The sequence below is a fragment of the Mariniphaga sediminis genome (genome assembly GCF_003573545.1).
Lineage (GTDB): Bacteria > Bacteroidota > Bacteroidia > Bacteroidales > Prolixibacteraceae > Mariniphaga > Mariniphaga sediminis.
In genome coordinates, this window is record NZ_QWET01000010.1 from 99,653 (window position 1) to 118,023 (window position 18,371).

Genomic DNA, 18,371 nt, shown 5'->3' on the forward strand with positions numbered 1-18,371 from the left:
TCAGGTAACCACAGATTTACCTATCATTTCTTTTATTTGTTCAACATACTTCGCAATAGCATCCCGGTCGGCACCGCTGAACCGCTTCAACGGATGTGCCACATAATCGTTACAGATGTCCATAACCGAAAGGGCAGATTTAATACCTACCATAATACGAGAGTTAAATGTACCAACATTATAGATAGTATTATACATTTCCATCACAATTTGCCTAAGAAATTCGATTCGCCGCACATCCTTCTGCACTGATGCTTCGTAAAAGTCGACAAAAAGCCGGGGAAACAAATTGGCGCCGCCGGCAATGGCCCCATGTCCTCCCTGCTGAATGGTTTCGGGAAGAAATATCTCGGTACCCGCAATAACAGAGAAATCCGGCGAACTGTTAAATGTATCAATCAATGAATAAAGGTACAGCATATCTCCCGAGCTGTCTTTTATTCCCAGTGCTCCCAACTCTTTGGCATGGTTCACTGTTTCCAGCGACATATGCAGTTTGGTATGCGAAGGCATGTTGTACATTAAAAACGGCAAGGGCAGCCGGGGTACCAAATCATCAAGGTAATGCTGCATTTCCAACTGAGAAATGGGGAAATAGTAAGGAGGCGCTATCACCAGCAAATCAGCGCCGGCTTCTTTACTACAGGCCGCCATTTCTAACGAACCATCAAACGAAGTATCGGTAATTCCCACTAAAACCGGTACTCTTTTATTTATTAAGCTGCAGGCCTTTTTTACAAATTTCTCACGCAGACTATAACGTAAGCTGGGCCCTTCGCCTGTTGTTCCCAGTAAAAATATACCATGCACGCCTCCCTTCAGAAGGTGCTCAATAAGTCTTTCCAATCCATCCTCGTCCAACTCATTGTCATTCACAAGCGGAGTTACTATCGGAGGGATGATCCCGCATAAAGGTTGTTTCATAATCATTTTTCTCTTGAAAATTCATCACTCAAATTCTTCCTGATCAGGTTGTTTTTTCCTACTTACAAAAGAAAAGTAATCCGAAGCAAAATGCTTGTCGAAAATTGTTCATTTCACATTAAATTTTGACCACTATTACAAAAATATCATTTATATTTACGGTTTTTGGTTAAAATAGAATAACATGAGATTCGTTTACGAAAAGATTGATGTTTCACACAAGCATTCGTTTATAACGCGAAGATTAAAAATGGACCCCGACTCGGATAAGATCCACTCCCATAAGAATTTCGAATTAAACTACATTACATCTGGAGCGGGTCGCCGGATTGTGGGAAACAACATTTCGAGCTACACCAAAGGCGACCTGGTATTGTTGGGTCCCAATATTTCCCACTGCTGGGAAGTGCTTGAAACCGATAAGGAAAGCTATGGAGAATGCGTGGTAACCCATTTTTATGAGAACATTATCAGTTCCGACTTTTTTAATATTCCAGAACTGGAAGAGGTTGTTAACATGCTGAAAGAAGCAGACAGCGGCATCCGTTTTAAAGGTTCAAAAACAAAAAAAGTAGCGGAATCGTTAAAAAAAATGGTGTTTATGGAGGGGTTGGAGCGTTATATCGAACTGCTGAAAGTATTTAGCCTGCTTCTCCAGATTGACAACCGCGAATACCTGGCACTTCCTTCGTCGCTGCCAAATAATTATGAAAAAGACAGGAAACAAATTGACAAGATTTACGAATATGTCTTTCAAAATGTACAAAACGGAATTAACCTGAACGATGCAGCCAAGCTGGTTTGTATGGAACCCAGTTCCTTTTGCCGCTATTTCAAAAAGAAAACCAGCCAGACTTTTATGGATTATGTAAAAAGTGTGCGCATTGGCATTGCCGCCCGGATGCTGGCCGAAACCGACAAACAGATTACCCAGATTTGTTACGAATGCGGGTATAACAACCTGGCCAATTTTAACCATTATTTTAAAGTGGTAATGAAAAAAACACCCTCGGAGTACCGGAAGGCGTTTCTGCAGTAGGCCAAATAAAATCAGTTCTTTATTAATCCTAACGGGGCTCAGAACCCCGTCAGGATTAGATTTCATATTTTTGATTTTTATTCTACAGGAGACAGAAAAAAATCCTTTACCTGATTCCAAACGGCTGTGTTCCCATAACAACCTCGCCCGGCCCGAATATCTCAGCCCGAACATATTTTTCAACTTCAGGGGTTTCTTTCAGTGAAAATGTTGCTCCCCGGTGAACCACTTCCCCTTCTGAAATCCAGCGGACAGAATCCTGGCCGGTTACATTTACTTCAATCAACCCTTTTCGGTTGTTTACCGTTATTTCCCTGATTTCCGGCAAAACATGCGCATTGTGCCCCGCAGGCGAATACACATAATAACTGCGGCCTTCCTGCATTCCTTTTCGTACCCACGATTCGCTGAGTTCAGGGAGGAGTAAAACATTCCAGTTCCGGCCCAGCGTACTGCTGTGGTGCATATCATCGTTGGAATAGGCCCACACCGGACGATGGGGCATCAGCCTTGAAAGTACCGCATCGTACGTTTCCCTGTCGCCGGGGTAACGATCGCCCTGGTTGTAGATTTCCATTCCGAAAAGCTGGTCGTACCGCTGGTAAATATCCACGTACCAGTCGATGTTGTATTTTTCCGGGTTGCGGGTTGTGTAACGGCCCGGGTGGTAAAACATATTCAGTCCGTTTTTTGCCGCTACCGCATTCAAAGATTCCTCCTCGGTTTCTGTACCATTATGGTCGTTAAAAAAACTGCCGGTATGGTGGTGCCTCGAAAGCTCGTTTCCCTGAATGGCCAGCATACCCAGTTGCTGCGGGTCGCGGTTTTCATAAACAATTTCATCCTCTTCAAGCCGGTTCTCTTCCAACCGTTCATGCGAAGCAGAACTTGCCTCCATGTCAGCAAAAGCAGTCCAGGGATAGGTTACTTCGTTGTGATCGGTAATAGCCAGAATTTTATACCCCAGCGCATGGTACTTGTCCACCACGGTTTGCGGGTTCATGCGCCCGTCGCTGCGGGTGGTATGCGTATGAAAGTTGGCTTTGTACCGCTGGTGACCGGCCCAGTCTACTTCGGCATACGGGTTTTGAATATCCCATTTGGGCTGGCAACCCCAAGATCCTAAAAGCAGTAACGATACCATAAATACCGGAAGAAACCTGAAAAATAATTTCATTTGAGAGGGTGTTTTTTTGTTCGTCATTTCCACTTATTTTAAATTGATTTCAAATCAGTCATATTTCAATGCAATAAAAATTACCGGTGGGTAAAACTAATAAAATTCAGGTTTTTGAGGTCCGTTATACGGGGCAGCCCCCAGTTGCTTTCCCCTATTTTTTTCAACTGAAATTAAATCAGGATCGTTGGTTTCAGGGGCGTCAATGAACCCATGGTACCGTCCCATCCAGTAATCCCGGAGAAAGCCAGCCGGTTCCATTACACGGCTTCCGTTTGCTCCACCATCTAAAGCAATGGCGCTCCGGCTACCCCTTTTTACGCACATCTCACGCGGTGAAATTCTTTTTCTTCCCCTTTCATAAGATGTATAACCCGGTTCTACAAAAAGGTCGTTTCGGTGAGAATTCCGGTAATTGTGTTCTTTACAATCAAGCACCCATTCACGCAAGTGTTTTACCGCTTTGTCTGCCTCGCAGTCGTTTCCGGTAATGGCTCCGTATACGTAGTTGAACCATGGAATCTGTTCCATTCGTTTCACTTCCCAGGTACGTTCGAGGCTGCGCAGGTAAACTGACCGCAGTGCCGGATTTTTCACATAGCGCAGCAAGGTATAATAACTTCTGAAAGCATGTTCATCGTCCCAGGTGGCAATATTTTCCGGCGGAAATACATTCTTCTGGCGAATGGTATTGGTGTGATAATCCCACTCAAGCAGTTGCTGCAATCCATCTTCAAATTTCGGATCGCCTGTAAGTGCTATTGCCGTCTCCATAAAGGTGAGCGCTTCGAGGCCGTTAATGCCCCGGTCGACATACCCGTAAGGCCGGAGCAGGTATTCCGGGTTCCAGCGCCCCCAGCGGGTTGTTTCCCCATCCATATCTTTCAGTACCCAACCACAGTCTATAATATAGTTGGCTACTCTCCTCAACAACTCTTTCGCCTCTTCCTTTTCTTTTCCACGGGCAACCAAATCGTGAAAAACAGAGACGGAATAAAACATGGCAATCACCTCGTCGCTGGATGTATCGCCTTTCCAAAACCACTTGCCGTCCGGTGTAGGATACCACTTGGCAGGTAACCCGCCCGAGCCGTGCCGGCCCATTTCATCCTTGTCGCCGGTAGTTGACCAGATTGCCCGGGCAAAAAAGCCGTCGATTGGGACAATCTTTTCCAGCCACAAAATTGCGTTGAATGATTCTATGGCTTCCCGTCTGGCCGACTCTTCGCCTGTTACTGCGTATTTGAAGCACATTGCCGCCAGATAGGGAGCCGTGTGGCCGCCGTCATTATCACTGACCTCGCGCACCCATTCCCCATTTTTTTGATACAGCAAATGAATAAACCCGAGTCGTTTGTGTCCCCATTCTTCCAGATGGCGTTCGTAATATCCGGCCTTTTTAAGCAGGGTGTAAGGTTCGTATTTAATAGTCCCCACACCGCCATCAGTGGCAATATAAACAATGCTGTCGGCCACGGCAATATCATTTACTTTATTATCCGGCAGCCACAGGTCAGCTCCGAAATAGTGCCATTCATCATTCACCATCCGTACCGCACCTCTCTCCGTTCCAATCCAAAGGTCGCCGTCAAATCCCTGTTCCAGGCAAGTTGTATTTTCCACGGGCAGCCCGTCACTGCCTTTCATTTCGTAAACAGATGCCCCCCGTAAAACAGCCATTCCGCGATTGGTTGCAATGAACAGCCTGCTTCCGGCCCCAAGCATATCGCGGGTGTCTCTGGAAGGAAGGGAGCCCCAGTCGGTAAAATCGCCGTTTACCACCTGCCCGTCGAAACAAACAAGTTCTCCCAAACGGAGAATATAAAGCGTACCGCTGTAAGAGGCGATTCTTTGGATAGGTCCAAGTTCCACCGGATCGGCCAGAAGCTGTGTACCATCTTCCATTACCATGGTTACGTTACTAGTACGGTATCCGGTTTCAGGTTTCAGGCTAACAAACGTTCCTTCCTCCAACCGAAAAATCTCGTTGCCGGTAGCTGCATGAACCGTCTCCCGGTGCATGCAAATATCCACAAACTTCCGGTGGTCCATCTTTTTCCATTCTTCCCCATCAAACATAAACAAACCTTCTTCAGTGGTTACCCACAACTTACCACCTGCCGTTTTCAACATTTTGGCCCTGCCGGGAGCAGTATCTGCTTTTTCAAATGTATTCCCGTTCAGAAGAAAAACTTCCTGGTTGAGCAAGGCATAACAAACACCTTCGTAAACAGCCACGGATGTTACAACAGAGGGGGTAAATATTTTTTCCGAAACCTCCTGAAGGTAAACAACATCCTCCTGCGGTTTCCACAACCGGTGAGGAGGGTTAAATAAATCCTGTGCCCAAACAGCGTTCAGAAGCACAAAAAAAATCAGACCTGTAACAATTGTTTTCATTGGTAATTATTTTTGAATTTCAAATGAATCAATGACTTCACCATCAAAATTGACCGACTGATACGTCAATTTGTTTTTTTCAATCTGAATATGCTGATAGAGCCAGCAATCCATATTTCTTACAGCCGCATAAGGTTCTTCGGCAGGATCCTGGTTTCGTCCGGGAATTCCAAGCGAAATAATATACGCCGTACCCTCTTTGTATGAATCCGTCACTTCCCCAGCTTTCATAGGTTTTGAGCGCATATAGTAATGAATATGCCCGCTAAAAACCATATTTACGTGGTACTTGTCGAACAGCGGAATCCATTCTTCCTGAATATCCAGGTAAGGTTCTTCCCAGTTATAAGGGGGAAAATGAAATACTGCTATTTTCCAGGTTGCCTTTGTATTGGCCAGTTGTTCTTCAACCCAGGCGGTTTGCGCCTCAACCGAAGACGTAGCATCGAGCATAAAAAACAATACATTTTTGTAGGTAAAAGAATAGGTTTGTTCTTTGGGAACCCCTTCCGGCCCATTGGTGGGATAGCTGAACATATCACGGTACATTTTTGCCCCCAGCCCCAGCCGGTTGTCATGATTTCCCGGAACGTTCATCAATGGCTTGCGACAATTCACTTCTTTGGAAAATTCAAAAAGATCGTCCCATTGGTCGCGGTATAATCCGTCGCCCACCAAATCACCGGCAATCGTGTAAAAGGCAACTTCGGGGTGAGCAGTCCCGGCCTTTTTATGTAAATCGCCAAACTCTTTTTTATGGTGTACATCGCCAAACCAAATAAAAGAAAAGGAATCATCGTTTGCCGGCGTAGAAAATGTAAAGGCTTTTTTCCAGTCATTTTCGGGAGCAATCAAATATTCATAGTCTGTTCCGGGCTGCAAATTCCGTATCCGGGCAGTAAACCGGTGAATAAACCGGTCATTCATCAGTTCGCGATCCTCCATCACATATTTTTCTGCCTGCTGTGTTTTTCCTGTTTCGGCTCCCTTCACACGGTATTTGACCAACCCCGATTGAACCGTTGTGTCGGTACGCCACTGAATATCAATGCTTGTGGAAGGATCGGAACTCCAGGTAAGCAACACCTGGTCGGGCTCAGATGACGACGGCCAGGCTGTTTTACGGAAAGCACCAATAATGTGCGATTCTTTCCCTCTTCCACGAATGGACGTCAGTAATTTTTGCCCCTTCATCTCCTCCGGAACGTCCATTAAAACCAGTTCTGTCCAGTCGTGGTAAGTGAAAGCCCCGTCATCCAGAACGCCTACATACTGATTTTCAGGAGTAAAATCCGACAATTTCAACTCCTCTTTTTTATTCTGTGGCGCCACCGAAACAAAATAGTGGTAGGCAAAATTTTCGAACCCGTTGATGCCCAATTCTACCGTTCCTTTATTAAATTCTTTTTGCCAAACCTCATAGGTATGGTACTCATTGCGCATGTGTAACCCCGTTTTTTCAAAACCACTGGATTCGAGCCAAAAGGGCATAATTTTCTGGCTTGTACTGCGCACAATGGAAACCACTACCGGTACATTCACATCAAAAACCCAATGCCGGGTAGAAAGTACTTCAAGATCCGCATCACTAAAAAGCGACATCGCCTTTTGCTGGTCTATTCCTTCCAGTTCGCTCTCGCTCTTCGTGGCGTAAAGATGTGTAATTACCTTGTCCATTACTTCTTTAACGGACTTATCGGGTTCAGCCTGCGAACAGGCCATTGAGGCCAGGGCAACAACAGCTGAAAAAACTATCCGAAAAACCTTTCTGTTCATATTTTGCATTTTTGAAATCAAATTACAACTTATACCCGTTTGGTGTACCATTAGGCTCTAAAAGTTTTGGTATCATGCCGATATACATTGAATCGCCTCACAAAAAAGAAACGTATGGTAAGGCTTCATTCAAATGACAATCGGTGTTTATCCTGTTTTAATGTATTCTACCAAAGTCACTTCTATTCAAAACGAATAATAAAAAATAAGCGCACCTGACACTGAATGTATCCTGGTGCGCCATTTCAAGTTAACGAATCAAATTATACGATCAATAAAATCTTTCATTCTTTATATTTATCAACTAAGGGCATTCAATCACTCCGAGGTAACGCCCCAGCCAGTAAGGCAATAACCAAATATCTCCGGCACTGCTCTCCGAATGTCCATTGTTTCCACCATCCAATCCAAAACGGTTTGCATTGTGCCTTCTAACCGGCAATTCATCCGGCGGCAGCACCTCTTCGGTGGTTTGTTTACGAAAATTATCCGTAACAAGCCGAATATCTTTCCGGTGACTGTTTTTCATGGTCCAGGAGATAAGATCCATCGGATACTCCTGCAAGTACCACACAGCTTCTTCCAGATCAAATTCATTACTCACCATGGCGGTGAATAAATTCCACAGCCCATCTTTTTCCGGGCGTTCCAATTCCCAATGGTCCATGATACTTTCGCGGAACATCGTTTTCAGGGTGTCGTTAAAAGCATAACGATCCAGCCCCCAGTAACCGAGAAAATACATTTCATCGTCGGAATGATTCCAGGCAGAGGAGAGCATTTGGGCCCAATCACCGGAATTTTCGGGCGCTTTGCCAATTTCTTCCATGGGACGCATCAGGTTTTCGAGGTATCCGTAATCATGCATTAGTTCGAAAGCCTTTTCTTTGTAAATCTCCTTCTTTGTAAAATGGTAAGCCGTTTGCAGCATTGCCACAATATTTGAGCTGTTCAGCTTACGGTCGCCCACCGAAGTGGGAAATCCGTTCACATATTCGGGATTCCATCTTCCCCAGGTCGTTGGTTTTCCATCGTAATCCACCAGGTAAAAATCGTTGTCAACAATATGCTGCATCAATCCGTCAAGCAACCTGACTGCTTTAGCCCGGACAGGTTCGACATCAACCAGTTCGGCAATCGCGCCAAATACAAACACGTGCCCAATGGCCTCGTCGCTACTGGTAGTTGCTTTCCAGTCCCACTCCGGATCGGGGGAGTGTTGCCAGCGTTCGGGGTCTGAAAGAATATTTATGTAGCCACTGCGCTCAAACGAACGCGACGGAAAGCCGGGCACCGGATTTATGGTGTAAAGGCGCTCCATGGCATCCAGTGATTCGATACAATTTTGCAGGGCTTCCTCCGAATGAGTAACGGCATACCGGAATACTTGACTCCCGAGGTACATGGAGGTCCAGAGACCGTCGTTATCCGAATCGGAAAGATGTCCGGTAGAAAGATCTCCATTTTTCATTCCGTTCAACGTAGCATTAAACCCGTTACGAATGTGGCGAAGCCGTACCTGCTTTTCAAAATACATGGCTTTTTTATGCAAGGTTATTTCTTTCATACAAATTTGGGCCAGCCCTTTGTCGGTCAAAATCAAAACCGAATTGTCCGGGCCTTCGGCCATGTCAATCACCCGGTTTCCAGGTAGCCATCGTTCACCAAAATAATAATTGAATTTGCCATCGTCACGTAGCATAAAAGCCCCTTCCGGAGAGCCAAACCACACATTCTCCCCTACTTCTTTTATTTTCAGAATTTCGGAAACCGGCAGGTTACTGTTTATACTACCGGCTTGTGTTTTAGAAAGGTTGTTCACTTCAATATACCCGTTTGCCGTACCGATAATGGTTTTGGTGCCAAAAGCTACCACATCGAAAGCAGTAAATCCCATCCCCTTAAAAACGGTTTCCAGTTCCATTTTTTGGGGAGAAAAAGTTTGTAACGTCCCCGGGGTTAAAATCCAGAATTTTCCGGTGGAAGAAACGTATTTCAGATCCAACACCTGATCCGTGGTTTTCCCTTTCCATAACTGATCCGTACCTTTTAGCAGTTTTAAATCGCGGCCTTCAACCACCATAAAAGTAAAATCTTCGGCACCGGCAAAAAGATTTGCACCAGGCATTTGGTGCTTCAAAAACGGCTTCCCGGCCCAGGCATTACTCAACACGGCTTCCTCATCGAGGTAAACCAACTGTTGCTGATAAGAAGCCAGATCCTTCAAGTTTTTATCTGCCATTGGCCGGTATGTTCCGTCCTTTTCCAGCGTCCCTGGGTAAAGAAAAGCACCGTCGTGAGGGTGAAGCAGCCCTTCTGATGACAGCACCTGGATTTTACCATTGCGATCGGCAGCCACTTTTTTTAATGAGATCCCCGGCTGTTCAAAATAATATTTGATACTATAATCTTGTAAAAAGGGAGCATCGTAATGTACCGGCTTCCCTTTATCCCCGGCCATTATATTCATATCCAGAGCCAGGATAATTGTCAGAATAATTAAAGCGATAAAAGAATATTTCTTCATGGTTATTTATTGAATTTTGATTTTCATTTAGCAGGTCGTACCCGGAAAATCCGGTGTGCGGTCCAGGTTTGGTTAAATATATCCGTTGTTTTTACGGTTATTACGTGTGTTCCTTCTTTCAGGTTCCCGGGAACAGGAGCCTCCCACATGTGGGTAGAAAGGCTGGGGTAATCCATTTTGTAACCGAAAATATCTTCGAGTGCCTGCCCTTTTATTCCGGTGTCTAAAACCGGACTAAGCCGATGCATTCGTAAACATTCCGGGTCGATAGTTTTTACCTGTTTCATAGAGGTCCAAGGGCCGTCTTTCCCCAAGCACATTTTCACCTGGGAACGGGAGGAGCCCGCAAAAACGTTTACGAGCACTTTGGTGGTATCCAATTCATTTGGCGTTAGCTCATCCGGCAGGTAAATATTCATCTGGTAGTCGGCTGGCCGTCGGGCGGCTTTAAATCGTATGCTGTACTTATTACCATCGAATGTGATGATGGAGTACCCGTTGGGAGCCCCGTCGTTCATGGTGGCATGAGGAATGCCGGTTTCATCGGTTAACCCGCACCACCAACTGCCACATACTGTTGCATTGATCAGGTGATGATGTGGCGCGTCTCCTTTCCATCCCATTTCTTCATCCACAAAAACGTTGATTTGCTCGTGTACGTGGCCTGAAATGGAAAATGTATATTTTCTGTCCTGCAGGATTTCGAAAAGTTTTTCACGGTTTTCTGTACGCACCAACGGCACATGCATCATCAACACAACAAGTTTGTTTTCGGGAACAAAAGAGAGGTAGTTCTCTACAAACTCAAGGTGCGTTTCGGTAAGGTGCGCTTGGTATTTGCCATCCGGGTTGAAAAAAATGTTGTTCAGGCCTATAAAAGCCACCTGTCCGTATTCGAAAGCATACGTAGAGGGTCCGAAAAATTTCCGGAATGTTTTGTCTTTGTTTTCATTGCAGCTTTCATCCCGGTCGTGATCGTGATTTCCAAAAATATTGTACCACGGAATACCAATCTGTCCGATTCCCTGGCTCACTTCGGCAAACAATGCAGGATCGTCGGCTACAATATCTCCCAGAGAAACGCCCAAAAGAGCACCGGTTTTCATACATTCTTCCACCACATCGTGCAAAATAAAATTCACCTCGCGCAGCCCGCGTGCCTGGGTGTCGCCAAAAAACAGTACAGAAAATGTATCCTCTTCGGACGACCCGGATAACGGGAAATTAACCGGTGCATTCAGATCTTTGTCTTCCGGTAAAAAAAAGTGCTTGGGAATACTGTGTGAATTAAGGGGTACGGTAAAGTTGGACGGTTTTATAATAAAAAAGGCTTCATTTTTTCTAACCGGAAGTTCCCATTTCCCATGTGCATTGGTTTGTACAACCTCTTTTCCATTTGACACACAAATATTTTCAATTCCGGGTTCGCCGGCATCTAAAAAGCCGTTTTCATTTTTATCGAGAAAAACGGTTCCTTTCACCAGATTTCCTGCTGATAGCAATCCGGTAAAAAGGAAACAGATTAAAAACAATAAAAAATTCAACGGGCGCATAACTGTTAAAAAGTGTCGGCGATGTAAAGAGGAACAGGGATTTTATCCCCTGCCCCTCTCTTATTTATAATTGATTTGAAAATAGAATTAATATGGTACATCGGTTCCCTGGTGCAGCCAGGTTCTCGAATACACACTGTTTTTACCGATGGCTCCGGAATATTCTGTGGTTTGAAGCCCTTCGATTGCAGCGTTTACATTACTGGTATTGTTATTCAGCTCATCGCCGCCATAACCGAACCTCAAGGCAGGATAGGGTGCCCTGGCCACATCATCCAACAGGGTGAACTGCGGATATCCTGTCCGTCTATAATCATTCCATGCTTCCGTTGCATTACAGAAACTGGCCACCCATTTTTGGGTCAAAACCTGTTCTTCCGTTCCGTCAAACGCCACTTCAGCAATAAAAGCATCGTACTGATCTTCGACACCCCATGTTTCGAGGGATGCCATAACCCCTGCATTATAATGAGTCTCTGCGTCTCCCACACTCCATCCTTTCAAAGCCATCTCAGAAAGGGTAAAATGCATTTCAGCTGCCGAAACCAATCTTGCCTGTAATAAATCTCCGGGCTGTGGGTTTCCATCCATAAATTCCCGGGTTAACATGGAAACATGATAATTGTGCCTCCCCTGCGCGCCGTTTTCACATCCGTTATATGAATGGATATCGGTTTGCAACAGGCCTGGAGGAACACCAACAAATTCATTATCGTTACGTTCCACATCGTTTGGATTATATAATCGTGTAAACTCAGCATCAGCGCCCTGATAATCGATCCAATCCGGCAGGATTGAAGTGGGAACGCCATCGGCCAGCATATCTGAAGCAGCTCCTTCTATGTTGGTATCCTGTACCCATCTTACTGCAACAGGGGCGAACCATACGCTTTTGCGCGGATCGTTGGTTGAATTCATCTGATCTATAATAGTAGAACAGGCCAGATTACGGGTAGAACTTGTTTCGCTGTCATAAACCAAAGGCCATGTGTCGTTAGAGCCTCCGGTATAATCCATGGTAGCATCTTCCGAAGAGGATTGAATATACATTCCGCCCGCCACAATAGCTTCAACGGCTGACTTTGCATCTGAGTTTTTTTCCGATATACGAACATAATACCTGATAAGTAATGAATTGGCGAATTTTTCCCATGCCTCGGAATTACCGCCAAAATACAAATCAGCATTCCCATCGACAAAAGTCTCATCGCCTGTAGCAAATAATGCCGCTGCGGCTTTGAGATCTGCAATTACACCATTGTATATTGCTTCCTGGGTGTCATACTCCGGGTAGAGATATTTTATATCTCCGGTATTTCCCTGTAACGACATGGAATAAGGTGCATCTCCCCAATAATCCGCAATCTGCCCAAACAGGAATGCCCGCATTGTTAATCCAACTCCTTCGTGAAATGCAAATCCATCTCTATTTGCATTCTCGATGAGCAAAGCATTGGTTCGTAAAAGGTCGTAATAACCACCCCAGTCTACATTATCCCATTCAAAATAATTTGTTCCTCCGGCCCATCCGGATCGCTGAATAAACTGTACGGCACCAGCCATATTTTCAAGTCCCAAACTCAAATAATTTCTTGCAGCCGGTCCTAACACAGACGGCATTAAAAGATTTACATTGCCATCTTCTGCATTTATTGCATTGGGGTTTTTATTAAGGTCTGTTAAGTCTTTACATGATGAAAACACTCCAAGAACAAAAACCAAAACTAAAAGCCCTGCTTTATATTTCATATTTTTCATTTTCTCAAAAATTTAGATTAGAAGTTAAAATTCAATTTAATACCACATGAAGCAGACCACGGCATTACATTTTGTCTTTCAAACCCCTGTTTAAACTGGCTTACCGTATTTCCCTGGGTTCCCCCATTTGCCTGGAAAGCACGTTCCGGGTCAATTCCAATATCAGCAGCAGTCCATAACATTAAGTTACGCGTATACACTGCAATGGTTGCATTTTTAACTCCCCTGATATCAGGAAGCCTGTATGAAACTGATAATTCACGTAATTTTACAAAAGAAGCATCGAATGTGATATTCTTATTATAACTCCAGGGATAAGTATCGGTAATGGGAATAATCGCCGTTCCGTCTCCACCAAGATGTTCTACATATTTATCGTCACTGAAATCATCCGGAGTATCCTGTCCTGCAACCTGCACCACACCGGGAATAAAAGCTCCGTCGTAATGCCCGTCTTCCAGCAACATACCACCGGTGCCCTGTGTGTGACCTCCCACACGCGGATAATTTCCTCTGCGGGGGATAATATATTTTTCAGGATCAGACTTAAGCAAGGCAATCAATTCTTGTTCAGAATACATGCCACCTGGAATCAGGTTATCCAGCTGGCGTTGTGATTTCCAGTCTGATTCGCCGTAACGGTAAGTATAAGATACAAATTCACCCCCTTGCCTCCAGTCAATACTGGCACTTATTCCCCATCTGCCAACTGTCAGGCCGCTCTGTATGCCAAGTATAAAATCGGGATTGAAGTTTCCTACTTTTTCCCAGTCTTCCGTATTTCTCAGGCGAATCCATTCTGTACCATCAATAATTGGCCACTTATAATATTCAGAATTTGGATCTTCCACCTGGGCTATACCATAACTATATATATCTCCGATTTTATCTCCAATAAATGAATAAGCTCCTGCATTTTCACTCCAAATTTGGATGAATTCAAGATTATCGATGAGCTCCTCAACAGTTGTACTGTTATTTGAGAAATTCAGGTTGATGTCCCAGGTTACACCTCCCGGATTGGATATCGGTGTTCCGCCAATTGACAATTCCCAGCCCTGGCTTCTAATTAATCCGGCATTGACCAGCTGGCTACTATAACCTGATGATCTTGGCAGAGGAACAGAAAATATTTGATTCACATTATCCATTGTATAATATGTACCACTGAACCTTAACCTGTTATTGTACAGATTGAAATCAATACCTCCTTCGATAGAAGTTGCTTCTTCCGGCTTCAAGTTTTCATTCAACAAAGTACTTGAAACAGATTCGGTAGTTAAAGAATTCCATGTTCCCGTGGACAAAGAAGGTTCGAGACGATAAGGATTTGTATCATTACCTACTTTTGCCCAGCCACCTCTGATTTTCAATAGGCTGACTGCTTCCGGCAGATTAAATGTATTATTTGCCAGCCAGCTTATCGATGCTGACGGATAAAAATAGGAACGGTTTACTTCGGGCAAGGTACTTGACCAATCGTTACGCCCTGTTATATCAAGGTATAAGGTATTTTTAAATCCGATTGATGCCAGGCCATACAAACTATAAATCGCTTTTTCTGCGGTACTGCTACTAACCTGGATATTTGACAATGGTATATTCCCTACAGTGTATAATCCGGGAATGACCAGTCCGTTTCTCCTGTCACCGCCTGACCCTACAAATGAGTCAGCACTCTTCCGGTTCATTATATTTCCACCTGCTGAAACACTCACATCCCAATCGGCAACTTTTTTTGTGTAACTGGCAAGAATGTCAGCATTGTACTCCTGAAAAGTCAGATTTTGTAGGGAATAATTCCCTTTTGCCATTCGCAATGCGCTAAACGGAACTTTTGTTTCCCTTTTTTCATTAAAACGATCTAACGAATACCTGGCTGTAACAGAAAAATCCTTAAAAAAAGTATAAGTCAATGCAGCATTTCCATAAATCCTGTCTCTTGAAAAAGCATTTGACATAGCGTATGCAATAAAATAGGGATTGTCAGAATCGGGAAGCTCATTTTGCTGTATGCCTTCCTGTCCGGGCAACCAATACTCTTTCATCCGTTCAACAGGAATATGAGAAACGGAATAAACCGCCTGCAAAGGGTTGTTATTCCTGTCTCCGGTACTTGGAATATCATTCGAATAAGTCCTGGCAATGTTCACATTAGAAGAAAATGTTAAATTCTCAACTAAATTATAATTGATACTCGTTTTCAAACTATTGTTAAACCGATCATTATTGGGAATCATTCCCCTCATAGTCATATTATTATAGGAGATCCTAAAGCTCCCTTTATCATTACCTCCTGTTAAGGCAATATTATTTGTTGAAGTAATACCGGTCTGCATAAAATCTTTCATGTTATTGGGGTAAGATTTTAGTTCGGCTGGTTCATCCAATCCCCACTGCTCCGATATTATTCCCGCATCTAATTCAGGTCCAGCCCAGTAAGCCGAACCTTCCGTTAAAACATGGTTACGCTCACCATTTGCATATTTGTAATGAAAATCCAATAACTTTGTAGGTACTTCAAACAATGTATTGGATGAAAACTGTACCCCCAGCTCTTTTGATTTTTTACCAGATTTTGTGGTTATCAAGATGACTCCGTTACCAGCCCTGGTACCATAAAGAGCGGCTGCGCTTGGTCCCTTGAGTACCGTCATTTCCTCAATATCGTTAGCATTAAGATCTGAGATTGCGTTTCCATAGTCAACCTGGTTACCATTTCCCATTTCAGAAACATTATTCAACGTGTTACTCATAGGAACTCCATCAATTACAAACAAGGGCTGGTTATCCGTTGTCAATGAGGTAGCCCCCCTGATTACAACGCTTACAGATGAACCTGCTGCCCCGGTTTGGTTAATTTGTACCCCTGGAACTTTACCTGCAAGAGAGTTCATTACATTGTCCTGAGATACCGATGCCAACTCTTCCCCGCTCACTTCACCAACAGAATAACCAAGCGATTTTCTTTCCCTCGAAATACCAAGGGCGGTAACAACCACTTCGTCTACTCCTATTGAAGAAGAAACCATTTCTACATCAAGCATAGTTTTTCCATCAACATTTATTTCCTGCGTTTCCATTCCAAGAAATGAAAAAACCAGGACAGACTGATCATCGGGAACATTAATTGAGTAGTTACCGTCCATATCAGTAACCACTCCCTGTGTTGTTCCCTTAATCTGAATAGATACACCGGGCAGTAGTTCGCCCGTGTTGTCCTTTACCGTTCCTCTCACCTGCACCTGGGCAAATGAATAGAACGTAAAAAGGACGAACAATCCTGAGAAAAAAGTTTTGAGATTTTTGTTTTTCATAAGATGTAGATTAAAATTTAAATTGTTATGATATTATCTCACATTACAAATATCCGGAATGCTAAACCGTTAAACCAACAATATATTATTCAATTCACATAGAATTTTAACCCGAATAACATAATAATTAACTTTCACCTATATTACCAGTTAAAATTTTATTAATATAAGGTTAATATCCTTTAATAAGGACTTTCCAGTCTGATTTAAATATTTTCCAAATACTAATGAATCTACCGTGACAAATTATTCTATTCATCTAAAAAAAACAGAACATAAATCACTGAACCACTGAGATAATAAGAACAACACAAATCCCAAAAAGAACAAAAGTTCACAACAAGCAAAAAATAAGCAGCAGTTATAAAGGGATTTTATTCGGGTTTTGAATTATTAAAGAAAATTAGCCACTTATTCTGGTCAATTCTAAAAGCATGGACGTAAAAATTGGGTATTTGAATGAGGTATTTGAAAGTTATTTGAGTTTGGAAAAGCCGAAAAGATGTCACAAAAAGACAGTGCCTGCAAAACCAATTGCAGTAAAAAGTTACCCACAGGGTTATAAGATTGTGCAGAACTTATCTAACAGAACAAGCCCTGTCACTTGCCTATAAAATGCAGAAGATGGACCGACTTGTCCACCGGCAACATGGTGAGCAGAATTTGAGATTCAGCTGCCCAAAAATGCGAAAGACTAAAAACTGCGTCTGGGGATTATCTCGCTCTATTCCGTTGTTTGCGCCGGGTAGCTGTAATATAAATCTGTTCCTTCAGCCGTTCTCACCCATGTATCGAAACGATGCTCCCCTTCAAATAGCTCAATAATGCGGGATCCTTTGGGCAGGTCTCCGTAACCTCCCGTACTTTGCCCGTAAGCCAGAGCGACCCCCTTGTGCATACCAATGTAGTTATTCACATGATCGTGGCCTACAAAAGTCCCCATTACATCTTTCATCTCAACAAAGGCTGCCAAAAGCCCGGTGTTTATTTTTGGAGAACAAACATCTTCGTGAAATTCTCCAAACCGGGCAGAATCTTTAGCCACTATTCCATATTCAGGCAAAGGAATATGAAAAAAGGCAAGCCCCGGATAAGCAGCATCACCATTCTGCGATGTGTAGTGCTTGCTTTGCTCCCGGTACCAGGCTATCTGGTCAAACTCTACCCAGCCATAATTGCTTATGTCTTTATCTTCACAATACGCATTCGAATCGAAAAAGTAAAGTAACGCACTCGTATATCCTGTATCCGGCCGTTTTAATTCAATGATGTAATTCCCCACACCGGTAACATTTGCAGGTCCCTTTTCCCCCACAAAACCGGGTACCGTTTCAAGGAAATCAAAAATCTGATGACGCGACCATTCCGCTTCATCATCGTGATTGCCTAACACAACGGCGAACTTCATCCCTGATTCCACAAAAATTGACGTCACAGCTTTCCAGCCTGCCTCAGGATGCCCGGTCACAATGTCACCGGTAAGCACGGCCAAATCAGGCTTTTCTGCTTCAAGTACCTGGCGGATTATGGAAGTCGTACCGGCACATTCTTCCACTTTGTCATTTTTCCAATGAATGTCGGTAAACTGGGCAATTTTAAAAGTCCGGTTTTCATTAAAACTCAAAGACAGTCTTTCACCTGCTTCTTCATTAGTTCTTGTGGTGTTACATCCCATAAATGATGCGACCGGAAAAACCAGAATAAGTAAATAATATACAATCCGTTTCATCTGTATAAATTTTAAATTTTTTATTGCCAAAAGTCCCTGCCTGATATCAGGCAGGGATTTCGAATATCCCGATAATTCCCGGGAATAATTATTATTTAGTTGGTATAAGTTTCATCATTATATGCCTTACATGAACTTGGTTTATATGGTTAATAACAAAAATATATACTC

At 43.5% G+C, this 18,371-nt stretch carries 10 protein-coding genes; 1 reads left to right on the top strand and 9 read right to left on the bottom strand.

All coding sequences use genetic code 11. The annotated features are described in order from the left end of the window. Window positions 1-924, bottom strand: a complete 924-nt coding sequence (locus D1164_RS14280; RefSeq protein ID WP_172594471.1) for a dihydrodipicolinate synthase family protein — start codon at window positions 922-924, stop codon at window positions 1-3. Between the two features lie 184 nt (window positions 925-1,108). On the opposite strand from D1164_RS14280, the gene D1164_RS14285 reads away from it, so the two are divergent. Further along, entirely contained in the window at window positions 1,109-1,963 is an 855-nt protein-coding gene (locus tag D1164_RS14285; protein ID WP_119350682.1) for an AraC family transcriptional regulator, read from the top strand. A gap of 106 nt (window positions 1,964-2,069) precedes the next feature. Here the strand turns inward: D1164_RS14285 and D1164_RS14290 are convergent, their stop codons facing one another. The 8 genes from D1164_RS14290 to D1164_RS14325 all read right to left on the bottom strand — a co-directional run bounded on the left by D1164_RS14290 (window position 2,070) and on the right by D1164_RS14325 (window position 18,200). Further along, window positions 2,070-3,167 carry a PHP domain-containing protein gene (locus D1164_RS14290; RefSeq protein WP_119350683.1) on the bottom strand — a complete coding sequence of 366 codons (1,098 nt, stop codon included), beginning with the start codon at window positions 3,165-3,167 and terminating at the stop codon, window positions 2,070-2,072. Between the two features lie 69 nt (window positions 3,168-3,236). Beyond that, window positions 3,237-5,540 carry a ligand-binding sensor domain-containing protein gene (locus D1164_RS14295; protein ID WP_206611019.1) on the bottom strand — a complete coding sequence of 768 codons (2,304 nt, stop codon included), beginning with the start codon at window positions 5,538-5,540 and terminating at the stop codon, window positions 3,237-3,239. A 6-nt stretch (window positions 5,541-5,546) separates the two neighbouring features. Continuing rightward, window positions 5,547-7,316, bottom strand: coding sequence for a purple acid phosphatase family protein (locus tag D1164_RS14300; RefSeq protein ID WP_119350738.1), 1,770 nt, complete (start codon window positions 7,314-7,316; stop codon window positions 5,547-5,549). Window positions 7,317-7,620: 304 nt separating this feature from the next. Further along, entirely contained in the window at window positions 7,621-9,843 is a 2,223-nt protein-coding gene (locus tag D1164_RS14305; RefSeq protein WP_119350684.1) for a hypothetical protein, read from the bottom strand. A gap of 23 nt (window positions 9,844-9,866) precedes the next feature. Next, on the bottom strand, window positions 9,867-11,396 hold the full coding sequence (locus D1164_RS14310; RefSeq protein ID WP_119350685.1) for a calcineurin-like phosphoesterase C-terminal domain-containing protein: 1,530 nt from the start codon (window positions 11,394-11,396) through the stop codon (window positions 9,867-9,869). Window positions 11,397-11,483: 87 nt separating this feature from the next. Continuing rightward, a complete protein-coding gene (locus tag D1164_RS14315) occupies window positions 11,484-13,154 on the bottom strand; it encodes a SusD/RagB family nutrient-binding outer membrane lipoprotein (RefSeq protein ID WP_119350686.1) in 1,671 nt (556 codons plus the stop codon). A gap of 17 nt (window positions 13,155-13,171) precedes the next feature. Beyond that, complete coding sequence (locus D1164_RS14320) at window positions 13,172-16,471, bottom strand: SusC/RagA family TonB-linked outer membrane protein (RefSeq protein ID WP_119350687.1); 3,300 nt, start codon at window positions 16,469-16,471, stop codon at window positions 13,172-13,174. A gap of 724 nt (window positions 16,472-17,195) precedes the next feature. Further along, on the bottom strand, window positions 17,196-18,200 hold the full coding sequence (locus tag D1164_RS14325; RefSeq protein WP_119350688.1) for a metallophosphoesterase family protein: 1,005 nt from the start codon (window positions 18,198-18,200) through the stop codon (window positions 17,196-17,198). Window positions 18,201-18,371: the final 171 nt, after the last annotated feature.